The following is a 20,456-nucleotide window of genomic DNA, read 5'->3' as shown; positions in this document are numbered from 1 at the left end:
GAGATCGGCGGCTCGTGTAGGAAGAAGCATTGATGTATTTCGCCGGAGATCGACAGAGAATCTGGAAGAACCCCGTAGCGCTGGTGCTCGCCGTGCTGCTCGCGTTCGCCGGGGTGGCGGCGGGGGCGGCGCCGGTTGCGGCCGCCGAGCCGAGCCGTCAGGTGCAGCGGGGCGGCTACCAGGAGTTGTGGGTTCCTTCCTCGATGGGGGACATCAAGGTTCAGGTCCAGTGGGCTGCGCGGGGTGGCGGCGCGTCGTTGTACCTCCTGGACGGCATGCGGGCCCGGGACGATCGCAATGCCTGGACCTTCGAGACCAACGCGATGGAACAGTTCGCGCTCGACAACGTCACCGTTGTCATGCCGGTCGGCGGCGAGGCGAGTTTCTATTCGGACTGGTACAACCCCAGTAATTTCAACAACCAGAAGGTCACCTACAAGTGGGAGACATTCCTGACTCGTGAATTGCCGGATTATCTCGCCAATTTCGGCGTGGACCGGACCAATACCGGGATTCTGGGACTATCGATGGGCGGAACGGCCGCGATGACGCTCGCCGCCTATCATCGCGATCAATTCAAATTCGCCGGTTCGTTGTCGGGCTACCTCCACACGACGGCCCCCGGAGGTCGGGAGGCCATCAGGCTGGCGCTGTACGACGCCGGCCGCTACAACGCCGATTCGATGTGGGGCTTCCCCTGGGATCCGGCGTGGCTCCGTAACGACCCGTTCGTATCTGCGCCGCAATTGCAGGGATTGTCGCTCTACGTCTCGGCGGGCAGCGGAATCCCGGGTATGTACGACCATCCGTCCGACCCGGTCGGGTACTGGAATACCACGATGGGCATGGGCCTCGAATTCATCTCGATGATCACCTCGCGGGCATTCCAGGTTCGACTCCACACCCTCGGAATCCCGGCGACTTTCAAGTTCAACGCCACGGGCATTCATGCCTGGCCGTACTGGTCGGCCGAACTGTGGCAGGCCCGGCCGCAGATCCTGAATGCACTGAACGCGTGGTGAGAGAACAACACGCGTAGGTCCGCCTCCGCTGATCGTGATTTCCGTAGTCTGTGGCCATGACCACATGGACCACGCGGGACATCGTCGATCAGCGGGGCCGGACGTTCGTCGTGACCGGCGCGAACAGCGGCCTGGGTGCCGAGGCCGCCAAGGCGCTCGCGAAGGCCGGTGCGCACGTCGTGCTCGCGTGTCGTGACGTCGACAAGGGGAGCGCYGTCGCGGCGGAACTGGGGGAGAACGCCGAGGTTCGCAGGCTCGACCTCGCGGACCTGGCGTCGGTACGCGAGTTCGCGGACTCGGTCGACGGCCTCGACGTTCTGGTGAACAACGCCGGGGTCATGGCGGTTCCGCTGCGTCGCACCGTCGACGGGTTCGAGATGCAGATCGGTACCAACCATCTCGGCCATTTCGTGTTGACCGGGCTGTTGCTCGACAAGGTGCGCGACCGGGTCGTGACGATGTCGAGCGCGATGCACAAGATCGGCACCATCGACCTCGACGACCTCAATTGGGAGCGCAGGTCGTACCGGCGCTGGCCGGCGTACGGGCAGTCGAAGCTCGCGAATCTGTTGTTCGCGTACGAGTTGCAGCGGCGGCTGGCGGCATCGGGGTCCACCGTCAAGTCGCTCGCGTCGCATCCGGGGTACGCGTCCACCAATCTGCAGTCGCACACCGAGTCGATCTCGAGCCGGGTCATGGCCCTGGCCGACCCGTTCATCGCGCAGTCCGCGGAGATGGGCGCGCTGCCGATGCTGTACGCCGCGACGGTGCCCGACGCGATCGGCGGCAGCTACCTCGGCCCGTCGTCGATGTTCGAGACGCGGGGCTATCCCAAAGTGGTTTCCTCGAACCGGAAGTCGCACGACCGGAGCGTTGCACGACAATTGTGGACGCTGTCGGAGCAACTGACCGGCGTCAACTACAACTTCGGAGGCTGACCGCGTTGGCGATCGAGCGACTCAACCATGCCGTGCTGTTCGTGTCGGACCTGCAGCGCAGCCTGGCGTTCTACCAGGATGTGCTGGGGTTCAAGGCACTTCCGGGTGCGTTCCCGGGTGCGGCCTTCCTGCAGGCGCCGGACTCGGCGAACGATCACGACCTGGGCCTGTTCCAGAGCCCGAACCCGAGCAGCGGCGTCACGCCGGGCAACGTCGGTCTCTACCACCTGGCGTGGGAGGTCGACACGCTCGCAAACCTGGCGGAGATGCGGGACCGATTGATCGCAGCGGGCGCGCTGACGGGCGCCAGCAACCACTGTTCGACGAAGGCACTGTATGCGCAGGATCCGGACGGCATCGAGTTCGAGGTGTGCTGGTTGGTGCCGGACGAACTCGCGATCGACGAGTTGGTTCCTGCTCAGCCGCCGACCCGTCCGCTCGACATCGCCGCCGAGATCGCCCGCTACGGTGCCGACACGCACGGCGGCCCGCGCACCGATCGGCATCTGTGGGAGCGGGTGCACGCGGCGCGCGCTCGCCGCTGATCAGCCGGCGGTTGCCTCGACGGCGCGACGGGCCGCCCGGTTCGGCCGGGCGTCCCGCGGCGCGGCCCGCCACGCGGTCCCGCCGCCGACGAGTGCCAGCGCTGCGAAGCTGAACAGCAGCAGCTGCGCCGAGCGCAGCTCGGACTGTCCGCCGAGATTTACCAGCACACCGGCCAGCGCGGTGCCGAATGCATTGGCGATCAACTGCATGGTGTTGATCGCGGCGGAGGCACGGGCACCCTCAGCGGGTTCGGCCACGGCGCTCATGGCACCGACCGCAAGGTGCGGCCACGCGATGCCGATGCCCGCGCCGGCGATGATCAGCCCGGCCGCCCAGAGCGCGACGCGTCCGCTGCCGGCCTGCTCGGCCAGGACCACCGCCATGATCGCGAGCCCGGCCGCGACGAGGATCGGTCCGGACCGCACGATCCGGCGGACCACGTCAGGCGCGGCGGCCGACGCGCTCGGAATCTCGCCCACCGTCCAGCCGAGTGCCAGTGCGGCACCGAGGAATCCGGCCACAACGGGGGCCAACCCCGCGAGTTGCTGCCCGAACAGCGGGACGAATGTCTCGACCGTCGACGCCATCGCGAGGACTGCGATGGTCAGGTAGACCCACTTCAGGGGCGACCGGGTGAACGTCGACGGTGGCAGCACCCCGTGCGGGCTGCGCCGGTCCGCCGCGACGAACCACACGACCAGCGCCACCGCACCGGCGACGGCGACACCGGCGATCGCGGCGTCGGCCAACAGGCCGGCGACGCTCACCAGCAAGGTTGCCGCGGTGAGCAGCGCCAGCGGGACGACCGGCACGGGCGCGACGACGCGGTCGCGATCGCCCGTGCGCCGTGGAAGGACCATCGGTACGAGGACGGTCACCGCGACGGTGCACGCGATCAGCGCACCGAAGGCCCAGCGCCACGCGCCGAACTGGGCGAACACCCCGCCGACGGCGGGACCCACCAGAGTGCCGACACCCCACATGGTGGAAACCAGTGCGGTGGCGCGGGTCCAGAGGTGCCGGGGCAACGCGGAGTTGATCACCGCGTAGCCGAGACCGGCGAGCAGACCGCCGCCGAAACCCTGCACGGCACGTCCGGCCAGTAGTAGTTCCATCGTCGGGCTCAGCGCGCACACCGCGGTTCCGAACGCGAAGAGCGCGAGGCCGATCAGGTAGGCGCCGCGGGGTCCGCGGGCGGCGAGCGTCCGGCTGACGATCATCGAGGAGAACACCGAGGCGATGAGGAAGACGGTCGACGTCCAGGCGTAGTAGCGGAGGCCGCCGATGTCGTCGATCGCGGTGGGCAGCAGGCTGCTCGTCAGGTAGACGTTGATCGCGTACAACGCCTCGCCTCCGGCCAACACGGCGGCGACACCGAGATGTCGTCCGCTCAGCAGCTGACCCCAGGTACCGGAGGCCTCGGTTCGGGTGTTCATGGACCCGAAGGTAGAAGCTCGAGTGCGCTCGAGGTCAAGGCGAGTTCGGCTCGGGCGCCCACGGCCTGTCCGAGGTTCGGCGCCATTCGGTCGGCTCGTCGTCGATGGTGATGACGCCGTCGCGCAGCCAGAAGGTGGCATCCGGGTCCCAGCCGGCGAGCACGGTTGCGCCCGAGTTCGCGACGAGCGGGATCGCGACGCCGGTACCGGAAAACGGATACGTGTCGACCAGGTGTGCCCAGTCCGCCGGACCCCCGATCTCGTACACCCGGGGCGTGCCGTGGACGCGCACGGGCCGGATCCGGGCGCGCGCCTGGGCGATCGGGCGCAGCGCCGCGGCGACGTCGGGGTGGGCGAACAGTAGATCCTCCTCGTCCGGTGGCTGCCAGTAGCGCGCGAAGTCCACGGCGAGGGCATCGAGCAGTTCGGCTTCCGGCAGTGCGGCCACTGCCCGGACGTCGACCTTGTCGAGGACGGCCAGCACGGCGTCGTGTGTCCGCGGCCGAAAGTGCAGAGAAACCTGCTCCTCGTCGCTGCACAGGTAGCCGACGTTGGCGGCGAAGAACCTTCCGCGCGGGCAGCCCAGAAGCTGCGGCACCGTGGCGAGACCCCTGTCCATGGGTTGACGATACTTGCGCGCAGCCGAAAGTGTGTCGGCTCTCACAGCCGTCGGGTCGTCGGTCGTCGTTGTGGAGAAGCATCGAGGTCAGAGGGCTGGCGGGTTCGGTGGGTGCGGTGTGCGCGGGTGGTCGGACGCTCTCGTGCCAAAGATTCTGGACGGTCGGGAATTGAATCCGATCGAGGCATGTTCTATGAGTCGATAAGACTCAACTTTGGAGGAGGCTGCGAATGCCGGCATTCTTCGGGCCCGAGGGGCCCGGGCGCATCGACATCACCCGGCTCATGAGCAACGAAGCTCAGGTGCTCATGGCGGAGGCCGCGCAGTACGCGGCCGGACGCGGTGATGCGGGCCTCGACGCACTGCATATCCTGCACGTGGCCGCGGTCAAGGACCCGGTGCGCGACATGGTGAAGCGTGTGGGCGGGGACCCGGAGGCGATCTCGAAGGCTGCGGAGGCCCACCTGCCGCGCGGCCGTGAGGCGATCTCGACCCCTCCCGCGGTGACTGCCGCGGGACGTCGGGCACTGCTCGACGCTCACCAGATCGCACGCGCACTCGGCTCGACCTACATCGATCCCGAGCACATCTTCCTGTCGCTGGTCTCCAACGGGGACTCCGCGACCGGACGTGTCCTGGCGTCGGCCGGCGTGACACCCGAGTCGATGCAGTCCGCTGTGAACGCGGGTCCTGCCGAACCCCAGCAGGATTCGGCCACGCCAACCCTGGACAAGTACGGCACCGATCTCACCGAGCGCGCTCGCTCCGGCGGCGTCGACCCGGTGATCGGACGTGCTGACGAGATCGAGCAGACCATCGAGATCCTCGCGCGCCGGACCAAGAACAACCCGGTGCTGGTCGGCGAGGCCGGCGTCGGCAAGACCGCCGTCGTCGAGGGGCTGGCGCAGCGCATCGTGGACGGCGACGTCCCGGAGGTGTTGGCGGACAAGAGGATCGTCCAGCTGGACCTGGCGGGCATGCTCTCCGGTACCCGCTACCGCGGCGACTTCGAGGAGCGGCTGACCAAGGCCGTCGACGAGATCGTCGCGCAGAACGGCCAGGTCATCGTCTTCATCGACGAGATCCACACCATCGTGGGTGCGGGTGCCGGCGGTGAGGGTGCGATGGACGCCGGGAACATCCTCAAGCCCAAGCTGGCCCGGGGTGACCTGCACATCGTCGGCGCCACCACGCTSGACGAGTACCGCAAGCACATCGAGAAGGACTCGGCCCTCGAACGACGCTTCCAGCCGGTGACGGTGAACGAGCCGAGTCCCGAGGACGCCGAGGCGATCCTGACGGGTCTGCGGGAGCGGTACGAGGAGCATCACCGTGTCCGCTACACCGACGAGGCCATCACCGCCGCGGTCGAGTTGTCGTCGCGATACATCGCCGACCGGTTCCTGCCGGACAAGGCGATCGACCTCCTCGACCAGGCGGGCGCGCGAAAGCGCCTGCAGCTCGGCGCATCCAATCCGGATGCGAAGGCGCTGCAGCAGCGGATCGCTCGGCTCGAACAGGACAAGGACAGCGCGGTGCAGGCCGAGCAGTACGAGCGTGCGTCGCAGCTGCGGGACGAGATCGCGGGTGTGGAGAAGCGGCTGGCGGAGGCTCGTGACGGCGAACCCGTCGCGACGGAGGTTCCGGCCGTGACGGCCGAGGACATCGCCGAGGTGGTCGCCCGGGCCACCGGTATCCCGGCCAGCCAGATGACGCAGAAGGAGAAGGAGCGTCTGCGCCGGCTGGAGGACGAGCTGCACCAGCGGGTCGTCGGCCAGGAGGACGCGGTCAAGGCCATCGCACGCGCGGTGCGCCGCAGCCGGACCGGCATGGGCGATCCGCGTCGGCCCGTCGGCAGCTTCCTGTTCCTGGGGCCCACCGGCGTCGGCAAGACCGAGCTCGCGAAGGCGTTGGCGCAGTCGCTGTTCGGTGACGAGAGCAAGATGCTGCGGCTCGACATGAGCGAGTTCGGCGAGCGGCACACCGCGAGCCGACTGGTCGGCGCCCCTCCGGGGTACGTCGGCTACGGCGAGGCCGGTCAGCTCACCGAACAGGTGCGCCGGCACCCGTACTCGGTGATCCTGCTCGACGAGATCGAGAAGGCGCACCCGGACGTGTTCAACGTCCTGCTGCAGGTGCTCGACGACGGCCGGCTGACCGACGGTCAGGGTCGGACGGTGGACTTCAAGAACACCGTCCTGATCATGACGAGCAACCTCGGCTCGGGCATCATCTCGAGCAAGGGCGGGGCGCTCGGCTTCACCACCGGTGACGCCGCCGCGGCCGAGAAGCCGTTGCGCGACAGGGTGATGGGGCGCCTTCGGGAGTCCTTCCGGCCGGAGTTCCTCAACCGGATCGACGAGATCGTGATCTTCCGGAAGCTCGAGGCACAGCCGTTGCACCGGATCACCGATCTGCTGCTGAGCGAGAGCCGTGATCGGCTGCGGGCCAAGGACATCGACATCGAGTTCACGCCCGATGCGGTGGACTGGATTGCCGAGCACGGGCACCAGCCCGAGTTCGGTGCGCGGCCGCTGCGCCGGACCATCGCCCGGGAGGTCGACGATCGCATCGCCGATCTGCTGCTGGACGACGTGCTCGACGCGGGTGGTCGGATCACCGTGACCGTCGCGGACGACGAGCTGGACCTCGTCGTGAGCTGATCGCGGTAGAAGAAGGGGCGGTACAGGCGAATTCGATTCGCCTGTACCGCCCCTTCGTGTGTCTAACGGACCCGCAGTCCGTCGATGAAGATCGACGTGATCTCGTGTGCGAACTGTGCGTTCGACTTCGTCGGGGACTTCCGGAACCACCGGCTGGTGAGCCACACCGCGTCGCGCATCAGCTGGTAGAAGGTGGCGGACTCGACGTCGCTGCGGAGATCGCCCGACGCCTGCGCCTCCTCGATGCACTGCAGCCATAACGTCGCCGCGAAATCGCCCTTGTCGTCGAGGCTGGCCTCGAGCATCTGATCGCGCATGTAGTCCGTCTCGACCTGCCAGATCGCGGTCGCGTGACGGTGGTTCTCGGCGGAGTCGATCGCGACCAGGACGAGGGCCTCGAGCCGCTCGATCGGCGGAAGGCCCTGGCCGATCACCTCGGAGCACTTCTCGTACAGCTCGTCGACGTACACCCGGATGATCTCGGTGACGATCGCGTCCTTGGACGGGAAGTAGTGGTAGAGCGTGCCGGAGTAGACGCCGCACGCGTCGGCGATCTCGCGGACCGTCGTCGCGGAGATGCCCTTCGTTGCGAAGATCTCACCGGAACGTTCGAGTATCTGACGCCGACGTTCCTGCGGATCCATTCGGACTTCCCCCTGTACCTGGGTCGATTCTGTGTCGGTCGAGGCGCCTCATGCTACCTGTGCCCGCACAGCCCGCGCCCGACCCGGCAAGGCAATCCTACATTGATTGAGCGTTTGCTCAATTCGGTGTCTTGGATCACAATGATCGGCGACTTGTGACCGAGTGAGCAGCAGCAGGAGTGATTGATGGGTGTACTCGAGGGTGACGTCGCGCTGGTGACGGGCGCCGGACAGGGGATCGGGCGGGGAATCGCGCTCGCCCTCGCGGTCGACGGCGCGCGCGTCGCGGTCGTCGGCCGGACCCTGTCCAAGGTGGCCGACACCGCCGACGAGATCGTCCGCAGGGGAGGCGACGCGGTCGCCCTCCGGTGCGACGTCACCGACCCCGAACAGATCGACGCCGTGGTCGCCGACGTGGTGGCGCGGTACGGAAGCCTGTCGATTCTGGTGAACAATGCCCAGACGCCGGCGCACGGTACGCTGCTCGAGGTCAGCGAAGACGACTACCGCGGCAGCATGAACTCGGGACCGCTGGCGACCCTGCGGATGATGCGGGCGTGCCACCCGCACCTGAAGGGCCGTGGGTCGATCGTCAACCTGGGGTCGGCGGCCGGGCTGAAGTGGGATCCCACCGGGACAGGCGCGTACGCCGCGGCGAAGGAGGCCGTCCGGGTACTCACCCGGACGGCGGCCTGCGAGTGGGGCGCCGACGGCATCCGCGTCAACGCCATCCTGCCGCTGGCGTCGACGCCCCTGATGGACGAGTGGGCCGATCTCAATCCGGAGGCGTACGGCGAGTACCTCCGGAGCGTGCCGCTGGGGCGTCTGGGCGACGCCGAAACCGATATCGGGCCGGCCGTGGTGTTCCTGTGCAGCGCCTCCGCGCGGTACATCACCGGCCATTCGCTGCCGGTGGACGGAGGACAGGCTTTCCTGAGGTGATGATCGGTCGAATTCTTTACCGCTCAACGGAAATGGACCAGGAAGAGCGCACTGCCTACTCGTACGCTCGCTGAATACAGTTCCAACGGAAAGGTCGCACAATGCAACCGATCGAATGTGGATCGTGCGGTAACCGGGTACTCGTCGAGAAGTTCAGCCCGACTCACACCAGTACCCAGTGGGTCGACGACGCGGAGAGCAACTGCGCCGAATTCCGCGCACAGGCCGAGAAGGGCGTGCACAGCATGTACGTCCGCACGTGCTACTCGCTGCGTAACACCATCGACGAGGCGGTCGAGAACGGCACCATCGCGGAGTCCTACCGCACCGTGCCGGTCGCGGGATCGACGCAGGAAGTCCGCTCGTACACCTAGTCATCGGAACCAGATTCTCTGTGGTTCCGGGGGTTTTCATGCGGCTTGCACAAGGGCGAGCACGCGAACACATCATTTGAGGAGGCAAGATGACCGAGATCGCCGACGACGTCGAGGTTCGGGAGATCGAGGCGGGCAAGAACCCCGATCGTTTCGCGCGTGGCTGGCACTGCATCGGCCGTGCCAAGGATTTCCGCGACGGGAAGCCGCACCAGGTCAAGATCTTCGGCACCGACCTGGTCGTGTTCGAGGACAGCAAGGGCGAGCTCCAGGTTCTCGACGCGTTCTGCCGTCACATGGGTGGCAACCTCGCGATGGGTGAGATCAAGGGCGACAACATCGCCTGCCCGTTCCACGACTGGCGTTGGAACGGCAAGGGCAAGTGCACGGAGATCCCCTACGCTCGCCGCGTTCCCCCGGTCGCCAAGACCAAGGCGTGGGTCAAGCTCGAGCGCAACGGCCTGTTCTTCGTGTACAGCGACCCGCAGGGCAACCCGCCGCCGGCCGACGTCACGATCCCGCAGATCGAGGGCTTCGACGAGGGCGGCTGGAGCGACTGGAGCTGGAACACCTACTACGTCGAGGGCTCGCACTGCCGCGAGATCGTCGACAACGTGGTGGACATGGCGCACTTCTTCTACGTGCACTTCCAGATCCCGACCTACTTCAAGAACATCTTCGAGGGTCACGTCGCGACCCAGGTGATGCGCTCGGGTGGTCGTGACGACATCCAGACCGGCGTCCAGCTGGGTATGGCCGAGGCCGAGACGATCTCGGACGCTTCGTACTTCGGTCCGTCCTTCATGCTGGACACCGTCTACACGGTTGCCGGCGACATCAAGGTCGAGACCAAGCTGGCGAACTGCCACTACCCGATCACGAACAACTCGTTCCTGCTGCAGTGGGGCACCGTCGTCAAGCGGACCGAGGGTCTGTCGGACGAGGACGCCAAGGCGATGGCGGAGCAGTTCACCGAGGGCGTCGAGCACCAGTTCAAGCAGGACATCGCGATCTGGAACCACAAGAGCCGGATCGAGAACCCGCTGCTGACCGAGGAAGACGGCCCGGTCTACCAGCTGCGTCGCTGGTACCAGCAGTTCTACGTCGACGTCGAGGACGTCACCGAGGACATGACCAAGCGGTTCGAGTTCGAGGTCGACACCACCCGCGCACAGGAGAACTGGCGTGACGTGGTCGCGGACAACGTCGCGAAGGGCGTCAAGCCCGTCGAGCTGGTCGCGGACGTCTAGGTCTGCCGACTGCAACGCCTGTGCCCCTGCCGAATTGTTCGGTAGGGGCGCAGGAGTTTTCAGGTTCGGTGGGGGAGCGGTGAAGATCTACAGCGAGGGTGCGGTTCTCGAAACCCGAGCCGTCTGAGTCGCATCCGTCGCCCGTCTCGCCGCCACCGCCGCAACGAGACGCACCAGGTCGGGTGCTGTCCCGACGTCCAAGCCGGTGAGGGTAGCGACTTTTCGCAGCCTGTAGGCCACCGTGTTCGGGTGTACGTGCAACGCAGCGGCCGCGGCGGAGCGGTCGCAGCCGGTGTCGAGGTAGGACTCCAGCGTTTCGAGCACGACCGGGTTGGACTGCAACGGTGACAGAAGGTCTGCCAGCAGCGGCGTCGCTGCGCTCGGCCGGGTGAGCTGATATTCGAGCGCGACGTCCCGGAGTCGCACGGTGCCGTTGCCGCGCCCGCATCGGCGGGCGACGTCGAGGATCTCTCGAGCCTGCTCGTATGCCTGTGGCACCTTCTGTGGCGCTGCCACCGACACTGCCGTCAGGACCGCGGCACCGATCGTCCGCTCCATGTCCCGCAGGTTCCGACTCAGTTGCGCGTACTGTGCGCTGTCCTGCCAGTCGTCCACCCCAGGGGTGGGCTCGAGAATCGGGATCAGGACACCGCCGCCACTGCTCGTGAGCATGCTCAACGCGTTGTCGCGGCCGACGTTGTCCAACTCGCGCTGTAATCGCCGAACCTTACGACGTTCTGCCACCACCGCGTCGATACCGGCCGACCGCTCGTCCGGATGGGGTTCGACGTGGAGCGACAGCACCCAGTACAAGCGGGGAAGGTCGATACCGAACCGTTCCGCTGTCCCCGTGGTATTCGGGCCGGACGTCAACTCCAGGAACAAGTCTCGCCGCGCTGAGTCCTCCTCGCCGTGAACCGCTGGATCGGAGCCGTATCCTGCCAGCACCGCGGTTGTCGCTGCCAGCAGGTGCCTGTGCAGCAGCGTTCCGGCCCGCGACAGGTCAGTGGTGTCCTCGGGGCCGGCGAGGTCACCGATCACTTTCCACCAGTGATCGACAGCGAGGTGATACGCGTGCAGCACCTCCGCGAGCGGAACCAGTTCCTCTGCCCGCCGCTGCGCCGACGCGCGGATCCGCATCAATCCCTCGTCGTCCGTCGTCTGCAACGACCGCAGGCTCGCGATGAGCACCTCGAAGTTGCACCGGATGATCACCGTGACGTCGCTGCGTACTGCTTCTTCGGGCAGTGACCGATAGAACGGCACCTGCCTCCATACCAACTCGACCGTCGCCGCCACGATTGTGTGGGTGCGCTGGGCGAGCTGATCGGCTATCGGTCGGCCACCGATGGCGATGGGTTTGTCCACAGGCACAACACTCCTCCGATAGTCGGTTTGCTCAAACAACGACGACCTGTCGCTTTCCGGTGAATATGTAATACGCATCACTCCGAAATCGACAAGTCCGACCACAGTGAGCCTGCCCGCCGACCGAAGGAGGTGTCCGCCGTGCGTTCCTTGATCCAGCTAGAAGCGCTGAGCGCGGACACCGACCTCGTCACCGTCACCATCGGCGCCAACGACATCAATCTGGTCACCACTGCACCCCGCTGCCTCAATCCGCTTCCGGAGCGGTACGGCACCTCGTGTGCAGACGCGTTCACCGCCGGTGGTGTCGACCAGCAGCGCCCGCTCGTCGACCAGGTCGCCCCGCAGTGGGGAACGGCGCTCGACGAGATCCGGGCACACGCGCCGAACGCCGAGATCGTCGTCGTCGGCTACGGCACCTACACGCACCCGGGTGGATGCCCAGACCGGCAACCGATGTGGCCGCGCGACGCTGACTACCTGCAGAACGTCATCGATTCCGTCGACGATGCCATGGCGGCCCAGGCACGTTCCCGTGCAATGGCATTCGTCGATATCCGAACGGTGCCCTCCGGGCACGACATCTGCGCCGACGTGAGCCGGGCGCACTATGCCGGCGTCGTGCCCGCTGAATCCGCTGTACCACTGCACCCGACCGCACTGGGTATGCAGGCGATCGGCGCCTACGTCGCCGAACAGATCCGCTGATCCGCCCTTTCGGCCTACACGCCACCCTTCCCCTTCGACACTGAGGACTCCCATGTCGCTGCCTCGAACCGTGACGGGCGCCCCTGCCCCGGACACCGGCCGCACCACAATACTCAGCGGGGCGCTGGTCGCCCTGTTCCTCGCCAACCTCCTCAACTTCTTCGACCGGTCGATCCCTTCGGTCGTCGCCGAGCCGATCAAGCACGAATTCGCCCTCAGTGACTTGCAGTTGGGCCTGATCACGTCAGCCTTCACCGTTGTGTACGCGATCGCGGGACTGCCACTCGGGCGCCTTGCCGACCGCGGAAACCGCCCGGGGATCATCGGTGTCGGACTGCTTGTGTGGAGTGGTCTGACCGCAGCCACCGGGGCCGCTGGCAACTACATGCTCTTTGTCCTCGTCCGACTCGGCGTCGGTGTCGGAGAGGCCGCCTTCACCCCAGCCGCGAACTCGATGATCGGCGACCTCTATCAGGCCGATAGGCGTTCTCGTGCCGTCGGTATCTTCATGCTGGGACTCCCGATGGGGCTGATGCTCGCCTACTTCACGGTCGGCAGGATCGCCGAGGCCTTCGACTCGTGGCGGGCACCGTTCTTCGTCGCCGCGGTCCCGGGCGTCATCCTCGCGCTCGTGATGCTTCGGATGCGCGATCCCGAACGCGGTGGTGCTGAGCAGGTCTCGATCACCGAATCAGGCGCGATTCGGCGTCCGATCCGCCTCCTGCTGTCGATCCCGACCCTGCGCTGGCTGATCCTCGCCGGCCTGACCTTCAACTTTGCGGCCTATGCGGTCAACTCCTTCACAGTCCCGCTCCTGATGCGACAGTACGAACTGAAACTGACGTCCGCGGCCGTCGTCACCGGCGTCATCGTCGGGCTCACCGGGTTGTTCGGCCTGCTGCTCGGGGCTCGCTACGCCGACCGGGCCTCGGCCACCTCGCCGCGGTCCCGGCTGATGATCGGCGTCGTCGCCAGCGCCGTCGCGGCGCCGCTCACCGCGTTGGCGCTGATGCAGAAGGGCGGCAGCGTATTCCTGTTCGCCCTGCTGTTCTCGCTCGGCTGGCTGCTCGCCTACGGCTTCTACATCAGCGTGTATCCCGCGATTCACGACGTTGTCGTTCCGCAGCTACGTGCCACCRCAACCGCGTTGTTCTTCGCCGCGATGTACCTACTCGGAGGATTTGCCGGACCGGTTGTGGTCGGCGGCATCTCCGACTGGTTCGCCGAACGTGCGGCACACAGCGCCGGCGTGCAGGGCGTCGCGCAGTTCGCAGGCCAGGGTCTCAACTCCGCGCTCTACCTGGTGCCGTTGATGCTCGCACTGACCGCGGGTTTCATCTACCTCGCTAGCCGTCGGGTGGATGTGGACTCAATTCGTATGCGGTCCAGTCTCGCCGACTGACCGTGCCGATCAAATTCGAAAGGTAGACCTTCATGCGAAAATCCCTCAATCTGTTCGCGAATGCTGCAGCGACGGTTGCGCTGTGCGCGACACTCGGGCTCACGGGCCCGGCCGGAACGGCGGCCGCCGAGACGCCCGGCATCCCGAGCGTCGGGCACGACTGGGCGGGTGCAGGGCCGTACACGCCGAACGTCTCGATCGGGCTGGTACATACTCTGTACTACCCGGGTGAGCTCGGCGCACGCGGCGAGAAGCACCCCGTGGTGATTTGGGGGAACGGGACCGGCGTGCTCCCCGGTGCGTACGCCTCGTTGTTGCGCCACTACGCCAGCCACGGATTCATCGTGGTCGCCGCCAATACCCCGGCGAGCAACTTCGCCGTCACCATGCGGTCGGGAATTGACCTCATCGCAGGCAAGGCAGCCAACCCATCGAGTGTCTTCTTCGGCAAGGTCGACCTGGAACACATTGGTGCGGTAGGGCATTCACAGGGCGGTTCGGCAGCGATCAATGCCGCGATCGACGACCGCGTCGACACCGCCGTCGCGATCCAGCCGGGCCCGCTCAACGATGTCGACCTCATCGACGAGCCCGTTCTCTATCTCGCAGGTGAGGCCGACGCAATCGTCTGGCCGGCAGTGGTGCGGGCGATGTACGAGGACGCCGACCACGTGCCCGCCGAGTATCTGGAACTGCGCGACGCTACGCACTTCGGCACATCGATCACCGGCGGCGATATGCGCGGACCGAGCACGGCGTGGCTGCGGTACTGGCTACTCGACGATCCGAACGCCCGCACCGAGTTCTTCGGCGCGAGCTGCGGGTACTGCACTGACACCCAGCAGTTCTCGGACTTCGACCGCAACGATCTGGCCCGGCAGATCCCGGGCTGACGGTCGAGTCCCGCGCTGGAGGCACTGTGTGCGCTGCGCATGGCGGATGTCACCCCGTCGAAGGCATGGCCTTCGGCGGGGTGACATCCGCTTCGATCAGGCAGCCGTGGTCACCGGATGCCGCTCCACAATTGCCGTCGCTGTGCATGCGGATCCGTCTGCACGGCGGAGACGGTATCGAAGCGCATAGTTGCTCGGTCACGAACGGTGTAAGGCGCCCAGCCGGGATCACCGTGTGTCGCGAATGCGATCCACGCGGCGTGCATGGTGTCGGCCAAATCCTGCGGCGGGCGTGCTCCCACCACGTTCTCGAACCCCTCGAGGCCGAGGTTGTCGAATACGAACGGGATCTCGGCGGTATGGCAAGCGCCCAGTCGGCCATCGAAGGTCGGTGGTTGCCAAGCGAATTCGTAGGCGTAGGTGCGTCCCCGGCCGTTGTCGGCATGTGCCTCTGCCAGCCGGATGGCGGGTATCCGGTAGAACCAGTCGGTGCCGACGGCCGCGAGTAGGTCTCCGGGACCTGCATTCGGATCGGCTTCTCGGTAAACCGGCAGTGCGACATCGGGGTCGAGCCCGTACGCGGCAACCGCGCCATGCGTCAGCTCGGCTGTGACCGCGTCGATCGCGCCGACCGGAACCAGGAAGTAGCGGAACTCCTCGGTGTTGCATCCGATCAGCACGTCGACGTCGCCGCCCGCGCCGTCCGCTATCGCTTCGGGCGGCGTTACCGGGAGCACTTCGCCGTCCACCACGGGCTCGAACGGCATGAGGTTTCGCGTCACCTCACCCCACCGTTGCGGATTCGGGTCGGCTGACACCGCGGCCCGCAACTGTTGCTGGGCGGCCAGCACCCGGTCCGCGGGCACAGCGGCGAGGGCTTCCTGGGTTGGCGAAATCCCCAGCAGGGAAGCCAGTTCTTCCGAGATCCGCTCGGCGGTCTCGGGCCGTATCGTGTGGTGGGCCGCGCCACTCTGCAGGATTGCGCGCTGGAACAAGCCTTCGGCTGGTGGGGAGGCGAGTAGCGCTCCGATGCTCATGGCGCCGGCGGATTCGCCGAATACCGTCACAGCCGTGGGGTCGCCGCCGAACGCTGCGATATTGTCGCGAACCCAGCGCAACGCCGCGATCTGGTCGCGCAGGCCGAGATTCGTGACCTGCCCGCGTAGCTGTCCGAACCCGTCGACGCCGAGCCGGTAGTTGATGGTCACCAGCACGACACCGTCGCGGGCGAATGCGGTGCCGTCGTAGGCGGTGGTCGAACCGGAGCCGTTGGTGAACGCACCACCGTGGATCCATACCATCACCGGGGCCGTGCCGTTCGGATCCGGTGTCCACACATTGAGGTTCAGGTAGTCCTCGCCCGGGATGAACACTTCGGAAATCAGCGCATCATAGGGAGGTGCATAGGGGGAGGCCGGTGCGGTGGGTCCGTACTCGCTCGCGTCTCGCACTCCGTCCCACCTGGGACATAGCTGGGGTGGAGCGAACCGGCGTGCACCGACCGGTGCAGCTGCGTAGGGAATTCCCTTGAAGGAGACCACACCCGTGGTCGGATCCGTCCGGCCGCGTACCGCTCCGTCGGTGGTGGTGACGACAGCACTCTGCGCGGCGCGTGTCATCGCACTGCTCCTTCGTCCGCTCCGGCGATGCGCAGGGCGTAACGCACATAATTGTCGGCCACCTCGTCCGGGGTGAACGGCTCGTCCGGCCCGAACCACTGAGCTACCTGCATGGCCATCCCGCCGATGGCTATCGCACCCAGTTGGAGGTTCTCGATTCGGAAGACGCCTTCGGCGACGCCGATTTCGAGCGCATCGACCAGCAGTCGGCTGCACGATGACCGCAATTCCAAAGCGGGCGCGGCCACTTCTTCAGGTAGCGCGTGTAGCTCTGAGTTCGTCACCACGGCCAGCAGGGGGAAATCGGTGTGCAGCAGCACATGCGCGCGTACCAGCGCCGACAGCTGGGCCACCGCTGTGGGCTCGGCGGCAGCGAGTGCGTTCGTCAGCCGTGCGTGCAGCGCGCGGTGCCCGATCAGCACCAACTCCGCCAGGATCTGTTCCTTGGATCGGTAGTGCGCGTACAGGCTCGCCGAGGTGATCCCGACCTGGTTGGCGATCTTGCGGATGGATACCGCGCTGTATCCGGATTCGGCGAAGAGTGCCAGCGCGGCTCGAAGTATCGTCCCCCGCGTTCCGGCAGACGCGACGCCCTCGGGTAGTTCCACGGGCACTGATGCCACCCGCCGCGGTTTCCACACTGACATATCCACCTCGGACTCCTTCGTTCTGCTCCGACCGGTTGCCTACCGATCGATCGGTTGACATCGTACGCGAGATAGATCGATAGTTAGGCGATTCTCAGCGACAACCGATCGATCGGCAGGGAGATTAAGTGACGAATCTGGCAACCACGCTGACGGACTCGGCCCGACGGCATCCAGACCGGATCGCGGTGATCTGCGGCGAGCAGCAACTCACCTACGCCGAATTGGAGACAGCCAGCGCCGCACTGGCGCTCGAACTGCGCGAGCGCGGGGTTCGGTCGGGCGAGCGCGTCGCGATGATGGTGCCGAATGTTCCGATGTTCGCGATCGCCTATTACGCGATCCTGCGATCCGGCGCGATTGTGGTACCGATGAATCCGCTGCTCAAACCCCGCGAAGTCGCCCACCAACTCGCCGACAGCACCGCAGCGTTGTTGCTCGCCTGGCACGACGCCGCCGAATCGATCCCCGGTGCGGCGCTCGCTGACGTCGAATGCCTGACGGTGCATCCGGATTCATTCGTGAACCGGTCGCCGGTGCAGGAGCATCAGGGCGCCGTTGCGCTCCGAGATCCGTCGGACACCGCGGTCATCCTCTACACCTCGGGCACCACCGGCAAGCCGAAAGGCGCTGAGCTCTCCCATCGCAACCTCATGCGCAATCAGCAGGTCACGAGCACCAGCCTGCTGCAGCTGACCGAGGACGATGTCGTGTTCGGAGGCTTGCCGTTGTTCCACGCGTTCGGGCAGACCGTAACCCTGACCTCGGCCATCGCTCACGGCGCATGCCTCACTCTTCTGCCCCGTTTCGACGCCACCGATGCACTGCAGGTCCTGACCCGGGACCGCGTCACCGTCTTCGCCGCCGTGCCGACCATGTACGCCGCGCTGCTCGCGCATCCCGATCGTGGCGACTACGACCTGAGCGCGCTACGGGTCTGCGTGTCCGGCGGCGCGGCGCTGCCGGTGGAGACACTGCACGCCTTCGAGGAGCAGTTCGACACGGTGATCCTCGAAGGCTGGGGGCTGTCGGAGACCTCGCCGGTGGCGTGCTTCAGCCATCCGGATGCGCTGCGCAAAGCAGGCAGTATCGGTACGCCGATCGCCGGCATCAGCATGTGTGTGCTCGGCGACGACGGGCGTGAACTGGGCGTTGGGGAGGTCGGAGAAATCGCGGTGCACGGCCACAACGTGATGAAGGGCTACTGGCGTCAGCCCGCCGCCACCGCAGCAGTGCTCTCGGACGGCTGGTTCCGGACAGGCGACCTCGGCCGGGTCGACTCCGACGGCTATTACTGGATCATGGACCGGAAGAAGGACCTGATCATCCGCGGCGGATTCAACATCTATCCACGCGAAATCGAAGAAGTCCTCTACGAACACCCCGACGTCGAAATGGCTGCCGTCATGGGCATTCCCGCACACGCCCTGGGCGAAGAGGTCGGTGCTGCCGTCGTACTTCGGCCCGGCTCGCGAACTACGCCCGAGGAACTGCGGACCTTCGTCCGCGAGCGCGTCGCCCCCTACAAGTATCCGCGCCACATCTGGCTGGTCGATGAACTGTCCAAGGGCGCCACCGGGAAGATTCTCAAACGCGCGATCGTCATTCCCGACAGCGTCGTCGCTGCTGTCTCGGCGTGAAATCACCCTCGCCGGCGGGCGAATGACAACTGAGGGTGGTCGGTCAGGCGGGGATGGGTCGCAGCGTGCGGCTGCTGGTCATGTGCCGCCATGTCGCGAGCGCGGCCATCCGCACCGGTGCGACGAGTGCCGAGCTGTTCATGCCCTTGGTCGGTCCGCACACCGAGATCGCACCGACCGCGTTCTTACCGTCTCCGATAGCTGCTGCGACACAGGAGACTCCGATGGTCGTCTCGTCGCGATCGTGCGCGATGCTCTGCTCCCGGATGCGGGCGAGTTCGATCCGCAGGCGCGCCGGATCGCTGATCGAGTTCTGTGTGGGCCCCGAAATCGACTCGGGAAGAATGGTTTCGGCATCCACGCGCGAGTTCGCGAGCAGTGCCTTGCCGATCGCGGTGCGGTACGCGGGCTGGCGTCCGCCGACGCGGGAGGGGACCGAGAGCGTGAATCGCCCGCCGATCTTCTCGAGGTAGAGCGCGTCGGATCCGTCGAGTACCGCGAGGTGGACGACGAGGCCGGTGGCGTTGTGCAGTTCGTGCAGCACGGGCAGTGCTGCCTGGTGTACGCGGTCGTGGTGCTGTGCCAGCGAGCCGAGTTCGAGCATCTTCATGCCGAGTTCGTATGCATGCCCGTGGCGACGGATCCACCCGATCCGAACGAGCTGGAGGAGCATGCGATGTGTCGAGGACCTGGGGAACCCGGTGCGACGCGACAGCTCCGAGAGCGTCAGTCGTTCCGCTTCCCTGAACGCGTCCAGTAGGAACGCGACGCGGTCGATGACTGCGATCGGGGAGCTTGCATCTGCCGTCGTCATGACGTTCTGAACCTCCATGGGTACGCGTTCCGAGTATATTGAGCAAGCGTTCAATCAAGTGATGCGAACTGTATCAGCGTGAGGCGCGGCGCTCCAGCGCCCTCGCGGAATTCGTTGCATCGCGCGCTGTGTGTACGCAGACGACGACGCCGGGGCCGCGGTGGGCGGCCCCGGCGTCGGGGGGAGGGGTGTCGGTGCAGAAGGCGTAGCCGTCCACGACGGTCGCGACGTGCGAGTTGAGCACCGCGAAGGCGACGACCGGGAACACCGAGGAGATGAGCGACTGGGACACCTGGACCATCGACGACATCGATGCCTGCACCGATGCGGGCACCGACGCGATCACCAGATTCGGGATCGACGCGGTGAACGCGCCCATGCCGAGGCCGAAGATCAGGACCCACACCAGCAGGGGCGCCTTGTCGGTGTGCCAGAACGCGGTGAGGATCGATGCGGCCAGCATCAGCGAGACGCCGACGAACTTGGTTATCGCCGGGTTCACGGTGCGGATCATGCGTCCGACGGCCAGGCCGCCGATGACGCTGCCGACGCCGATGGGGGCCTGCAGGATTGCGAACTGCTTGGCGTCGATGCCGGAGCCGTAGCCCATGCCGGCCGCGGAGCAGATCTTCAGCATCGGACCCTCGCGGAAGAACCGGAGGTCGATCAGCGGCTCACGGCCGCGCAGGCTGGTCAGGACCCACACGACCAGCGGTGCCACGCCGCCGACGAGCAGGCCGAGTGTGCAGGTGGCCGTCCAGCCCCACGTCGGGCCGAAGCTCACGCCCAGTCCAGGTGGTGAATTACCGTTTGCAGCAGGCGATTTCCCTCGCGTGACGGCCGCCGGCCCGTTCGGATGTCCGAGTGTTCGGGCGGACATCCCTGAGGTGAGTCTTTCGATTCGGAACACTTTTCCGCTCACCGGGAAACG

19 protein-coding genes are annotated in these 20,456 nt (G+C 66.4%); 11 read left to right on the top strand and 8 right to left on the bottom strand.

Annotated features, from left to right (window positions below; all coding sequences use genetic code 11):
• The first annotated feature begins 32 nt into the window (after nt 1–32).
• From AB4Z09_RS13530 to AB4Z09_RS13520, 3 genes are read left to right on the top strand one after another with little or no spacing between them, the layout of a single operon-like run.
• Nucleotides 33–1,022 carry an alpha/beta hydrolase gene (locus AB4Z09_RS13530; protein ID WP_174908383.1) on the top strand — a complete coding sequence of 330 codons (990 nt, stop codon included), beginning with the start codon at nt 33–35 and terminating at the stop codon, nt 1,020–1,022.
• Nucleotides 1,023–1,078: 56 nt separating this feature from the next.
• Nucleotides 1,079–1,960 carry an oxidoreductase gene (locus AB4Z09_RS13525; protein ID WP_174908385.1) on the top strand — a complete coding sequence of 294 codons (882 nt, stop codon included), beginning with the start codon at nt 1,079–1,081 and terminating at the stop codon, nt 1,958–1,960.
• Nucleotides 1,961–1,965: 5 nt separating this feature from the next.
• Nucleotides 1,966–2,505: a VOC family protein gene (locus tag AB4Z09_RS13520; RefSeq protein WP_114720862.1), complete on the top strand. Its 540-nt coding sequence runs from the start codon at nt 1,966–1,968 to the stop codon at nt 2,503–2,505.
• On the opposite strand, the gene AB4Z09_RS13515 is transcribed toward AB4Z09_RS13520, so the two are convergent.
• Together AB4Z09_RS13515 and AB4Z09_RS13510 are read right to left on the bottom strand one after the other, a co-directional pair.
• A complete protein-coding gene (locus AB4Z09_RS13515; protein WP_442239933.1) occupies nt 2,506–3,942 on the bottom strand; it encodes an MFS transporter in 1,437 nt (478 codons plus the stop codon). It abuts the gene before it with no gap.
• Between the two features lie 34 nt (nt 3,943–3,976).
• Entirely contained in the window at nt 3,977–4,561 is a 585-nt protein-coding gene (locus AB4Z09_RS13510; RefSeq protein ID WP_442239932.1) for a hypothetical protein, read from the bottom strand.
• A 230-nt stretch (nt 4,562–4,791) separates the two neighbouring features.
• On the opposite strand from AB4Z09_RS13510, the gene AB4Z09_RS13505 reads away from it, so the two are divergent.
• Nucleotides 4,792–7,224 carry an ATP-dependent Clp protease ATP-binding subunit gene (locus AB4Z09_RS13505; RefSeq protein WP_442239931.1) on the top strand — a complete coding sequence of 811 codons (2,433 nt, stop codon included), beginning with the start codon at nt 4,792–4,794 and terminating at the stop codon, nt 7,222–7,224.
• A 62-nt stretch (nt 7,225–7,286) separates the two neighbouring features.
• Here AB4Z09_RS13505 and AB4Z09_RS13500 read toward each other — a convergent pair whose 3' ends face one another.
• Nucleotides 7,287–7,868 carry a TetR/AcrR family transcriptional regulator gene (locus AB4Z09_RS13500; RefSeq protein WP_114720873.1) on the bottom strand — a complete coding sequence of 194 codons (582 nt, stop codon included), beginning with the start codon at nt 7,866–7,868 and terminating at the stop codon, nt 7,287–7,289.
• Between the two features lie 186 nt (nt 7,869–8,054).
• On the opposite strand from AB4Z09_RS13500, the gene AB4Z09_RS13495 reads away from it, so the two are divergent.
• From AB4Z09_RS13495 to AB4Z09_RS13485, 3 genes are all read left to right on the top strand, one after another.
• A complete protein-coding gene (locus tag AB4Z09_RS13495; protein WP_174908391.1) occupies nt 8,055–8,810 on the top strand; it encodes an SDR family NAD(P)-dependent oxidoreductase in 756 nt (251 codons plus the stop codon).
• A 101-nt stretch (nt 8,811–8,911) separates the two neighbouring features.
• On the top strand, nt 8,912–9,184 hold the full coding sequence (locus AB4Z09_RS13490; protein ID WP_114720878.1) for a hypothetical protein: 273 nt from the start codon (nt 8,912–8,914) through the stop codon (nt 9,182–9,184).
• Between the two features lie 89 nt (nt 9,185–9,273).
• Nucleotides 9,274–10,434 carry a Rieske 2Fe-2S domain-containing protein gene (locus tag AB4Z09_RS13485; protein WP_174908393.1) on the top strand — a complete coding sequence of 387 codons (1,161 nt, stop codon included), beginning with the start codon at nt 9,274–9,276 and terminating at the stop codon, nt 10,432–10,434.
• A gap of 87 nt (nt 10,435–10,521) precedes the next feature.
• Here AB4Z09_RS13485 and AB4Z09_RS13480 read toward each other — a convergent pair whose 3' ends face one another.
• Nucleotides 10,522–11,802 carry a PucR family transcriptional regulator gene (locus AB4Z09_RS13480; RefSeq protein ID WP_442239930.1) on the bottom strand — a complete coding sequence of 427 codons (1,281 nt, stop codon included), beginning with the start codon at nt 11,800–11,802 and terminating at the stop codon, nt 10,522–10,524.
• Nucleotides 11,803–11,943: 141 nt separating this feature from the next.
• Between AB4Z09_RS13480 and AB4Z09_RS13475 the strand changes: the two genes are divergently transcribed.
• From AB4Z09_RS13475 to AB4Z09_RS13465, 3 genes are read left to right on the top strand one after another with little or no spacing between them, the layout of a single operon-like run.
• Entirely contained in the window at nt 11,944–12,510 is a 567-nt protein-coding gene (locus AB4Z09_RS13475; protein ID WP_254622809.1) for a GDSL-type esterase/lipase family protein, read from the top strand.
• Nucleotides 12,511–12,562: 52 nt separating this feature from the next.
• Nucleotides 12,563–13,912 (top strand): spinster family MFS transporter, encoded by a 1,350-nt coding sequence (locus AB4Z09_RS13470; protein WP_442239929.1) that lies wholly within the window; start codon nt 12,563–12,565, stop codon nt 13,910–13,912.
• Nucleotides 13,913–13,944: 32 nt separating this feature from the next.
• A complete protein-coding gene (locus tag AB4Z09_RS13465; protein WP_442239928.1) occupies nt 13,945–14,805 on the top strand; it encodes an alpha/beta hydrolase family protein in 861 nt (286 codons plus the stop codon).
• A 110-nt stretch (nt 14,806–14,915) separates the two neighbouring features.
• On the opposite strand, the gene AB4Z09_RS13460 is transcribed toward AB4Z09_RS13465, so the two are convergent.
• A complete protein-coding gene (locus AB4Z09_RS13460) occupies nt 14,916–16,424 on the bottom strand; it encodes a carboxylesterase/lipase family protein (RefSeq protein ID WP_174908398.1) in 1,509 nt (502 codons plus the stop codon).
• Nucleotides 16,421–17,071: a TetR/AcrR family transcriptional regulator gene (locus AB4Z09_RS13455; RefSeq protein ID WP_174914459.1), complete on the bottom strand. Its 651-nt coding sequence runs from the start codon at nt 17,069–17,071 to the stop codon at nt 16,421–16,423. Before AB4Z09_RS13455 ends, AB4Z09_RS13460 begins: the two co-directional genes overlap by 4 nt.
• Before the next feature lie 128 nt (nt 17,072–17,199).
• Between AB4Z09_RS13455 and AB4Z09_RS13450 the strand changes: the two genes are divergently transcribed.
• On the top strand, nt 17,200–18,711 hold the full coding sequence (locus AB4Z09_RS13450) for a long-chain-fatty-acid--CoA ligase (protein ID WP_174908400.1): 1,512 nt from the start codon (nt 17,200–17,202) through the stop codon (nt 18,709–18,711).
• A gap of 43 nt (nt 18,712–18,754) precedes the next feature.
• Here AB4Z09_RS13450 and AB4Z09_RS13445 read toward each other — a convergent pair whose 3' ends face one another.
• Nucleotides 18,755–19,525 (bottom strand): IclR family transcriptional regulator, encoded by a 771-nt coding sequence (locus AB4Z09_RS13445; protein WP_114720897.1) that lies wholly within the window; start codon nt 19,523–19,525, stop codon nt 18,755–18,757.
• Between the two features lie 73 nt (nt 19,526–19,598).
• Nucleotides 19,599–20,309 (bottom strand): hypothetical protein, encoded by a 711-nt coding sequence (locus AB4Z09_RS13440; protein WP_174908402.1) that lies wholly within the window; start codon nt 20,307–20,309, stop codon nt 19,599–19,601.
• Nucleotides 20,310–20,456: the final 147 nt, after the last annotated feature.

The organism is Rhodococcus sp. TAF43, from assembly GCF_052113525.1.
GTDB lineage: Bacteria > Actinomycetota > Actinomycetes > Mycobacteriales > Mycobacteriaceae > Prescottella.
This window is presented reverse-complemented; position numbering and strand designations above follow the sequence as displayed.